Genomic DNA, 2,376 nt, shown 5'->3' on the forward strand with positions numbered 1-2,376 from the left:
CCCGATGGGGTGCGGCCCTTTCTACTGCTCTGTCGAGCGTCAGCGCTTAGGCGGCGACGACCTCGACGCCGAGCTGCGCGGCAACCTCGGGGTGCAGACGCACAGACACCTGGTGCGAGCCCAGGGTCTTGATCGGCGAACCGAGCTCGACGCGACGCTTGTCGACCTCCGGACCACCGGCGGCCTTGATCGCCGAGGCGATGTCAGCCGGGGTGACGGAGCCGAAGAGGCGGCCGGCGTCGCCGGAGCGAACGGCAAGGCGCACCTTGACGGCCTCGAGCTGACCCTTGATGGAGTTGGCCTGCTCGATGGTCGCGATCTCGTGGATCTTGCGGGCGCGGCGGATCTGCGCCACGTCCTTCTCGCCACCCTTGGTCCAGCGGATCGCGAAACCGCGCGGGACCAGGTAGTTGCGAGCGTATCCGTCCTTGACGTCGACGACGTCGCCGGCGGCACCGAGGCCAGAAACCTCGTGGGTGAGGATGATCTTCATGTTTCGGTCACCCTTCCCTTATCGCGCGGTGGACGTGTAGGGCAGCAGCGCCATCTCACGGCTGTTCTTGACGGCCGTGGCGACGTCACGCTGGTGCTGCGTGCAGTTGCCGGTCACGCGGCGGGCACGGATCTTGCCGCGGTCGGAAATGAACTTCCGCAGCATGTTCGTGTCCTTGTAGTCCACGTACGCGGTCTTGTCCTTGCAGAAAGCGCAGACCTTCTTCTTAGGCTTGCGCACAGGCGGCTTCGCCATGGTGTATCTCCTGTGTGATCAAGAAGTGGGGTACGAGCTGCCCTAGAAGGGCGGCTCGTCCGAGTAGCCGCCGCCAGAGCCCCCGGAGCCGCCGGAGCTTCCGCCCCAGCCGCCCCCGCCCTGCTGGCCGCCGCCGGACGGCGCGCTGGTGGCCCAGGGATCGTCGGCGGGAGCACCGCCGCCGCCCTGCTGCTGACCACCGCCGGGGCCGCCGCCCCAGCCGCCGCCGCCCTGCTGACCGCCGGCACCGCCGCCGTAGCCGCCCTGGCCGCCGCGACCGGTGGTCTTGGTGACCTTGGCCGTGGCGTTCTTCAGGCTGGGGCCGACTTCCTCGACGTCCAGTTCGTAGACCGTGCGCTTGACGCCCTCGCGGTCCTCGTAGGACCGCTGCTTGAGCCGGCCCTGTACGACGACACGCATGCCGCGCTGGAGCGACTCGGCGACGTTCTCCGCCGCCTGACGCCAGACCGAGCAGGTGAGGAAGAGGCTCTCGCCGTCCTTCCACTCATTGGTCTGGCGGTCGAAGGTGCGGGGAGTGGACGCGACACGGAACTTCGCGACCGCCGCACCGGACGGGGTGAAGCGCAGCTCGGGGTCGTCGACGAGATTGCCGACGACCGTGATGACGGTCTCGCCTGCCATGGGTGAACCTCTCGGCGGGATTGCTGCTGGCTGCTTGCTGCTACTCGAAACCCGATGACCTCTGAGCTAGGTGCTCAGTGGGTCTCGGGACGGAGGACCTTGGTCCGGAGGACCGACTCGTTCAGGTTCATCTGGCGGTCGAGCTCCTTGACGACCGCAGGCTCGGCCTGCAGGTCGATGACCGAGTAGATGCCCTCGGGCTTCTTCTTGATCTCGTAAGCGAGACGACGACGGCCCCAGGTGTCGACCTTCTCGACCTTTCCGTTGCCCTCACGGACGACGGAGAGGAAGTTCTCGATCAGCGGGGAGACAGCGCGCTCCTCGAGATCGGGGTCGAGGATGACCATCACCTCGTAGTGACGCATGTGGAACCCACCTCCTTTGGACTCAGCGGCCACGGTCGTTCCGTGGCAGGAGGGTCGTGATGCGTGAGCAACGGTATCGGCCGCCACTGACAATCCCCCCTCGTCGAGTGGCGATCGCGTCGTGGCCTGGGCAGACACCGGTGCAGACCGTACAGAGTACCCGCACTCCGGCTTCCGGTTGAAATCCGGTGGCCCATGGCCGCAATCTGTACACATCGGGTGGACGCGGCGCTACGATGCGCCGCCTTCCGGCAAAGCCAGGAGGTGCCTCATGGCACAGGCAATGCGACGTCACTCCTCTGTCTCGCTGTTCGCCACGGACGGCAAGCCTCATCCCCTTCAGGACACCCTGATGGCGGTGACGCTGGTACTGGGCGCTCTCGCGTTCATCTCGGCGATGTTCCACAATCTGCATCTGCTCAGCTCATGGGCGGGGCTCATCGGAATCGGGACGGGCGCGTACGGACAGTTCATCTCCGCGACGACCCGTGAGCGGTTCCTGCTGATCGTCGGGCTGGGCGCATCCGCGGTGGGGTTCTTCCTCGGGATGGCTCACGGCGGACTCTTCGGTGGCCTCCTCGGCTGAGGCCGGGCGTCGAACCCAGGGGCGGGGACGGGAGC

5 protein-coding genes are annotated in these 2,376 nt (G+C 67.0%); 1 reads left to right on the forward strand and 4 read right to left on the reverse strand.

The window, feature by feature from the left end:
- Window positions 1-46: 46 nt before the first annotated feature.
- From rplI to rpsF, 4 genes are all read right to left on the reverse strand, one after another.
- Entirely contained in the window at window positions 47-493 is a 447-nt protein-coding gene (rplI, locus tag ACWGH4_RS34170; RefSeq protein ID WP_005315027.1) for a 50S ribosomal protein L9, read from the reverse strand.
- 18 nt (window positions 494-511) lie between these two features.
- Window positions 512-748: a 30S ribosomal protein S18 gene (rpsR, locus tag ACWGH4_RS34175; protein WP_005315025.1), complete on the reverse strand. Its 237-nt coding sequence runs from the start codon at window positions 746-748 to the stop codon at window positions 512-514.
- Between the two features lie 42 nt (window positions 749-790).
- Window positions 791-1,390, reverse strand: coding sequence for a single-stranded DNA-binding protein (locus ACWGH4_RS34180; protein WP_441263317.1), 600 nt, complete (start codon window positions 1,388-1,390; stop codon window positions 791-793).
- A 74-nt stretch (window positions 1,391-1,464) separates the two neighbouring features.
- Window positions 1,465-1,755, reverse strand: coding sequence for a 30S ribosomal protein S6 (rpsF, locus tag ACWGH4_RS34185; protein WP_004950685.1), 291 nt, complete (start codon window positions 1,753-1,755; stop codon window positions 1,465-1,467).
- A gap of 271 nt (window positions 1,756-2,026) precedes the next feature.
- Between rpsF and ACWGH4_RS34190 the strand changes: the two genes are divergently transcribed.
- Window positions 2,027-2,341, forward strand: coding sequence for a hypothetical protein (locus ACWGH4_RS34190; protein ID WP_453467692.1), 315 nt, complete (start codon window positions 2,027-2,029; stop codon window positions 2,339-2,341).
- Window positions 2,342-2,376: the final 35 nt, after the last annotated feature.

This window comes from Streptomyces sp. NPDC054847 (assembly GCF_053610925.1).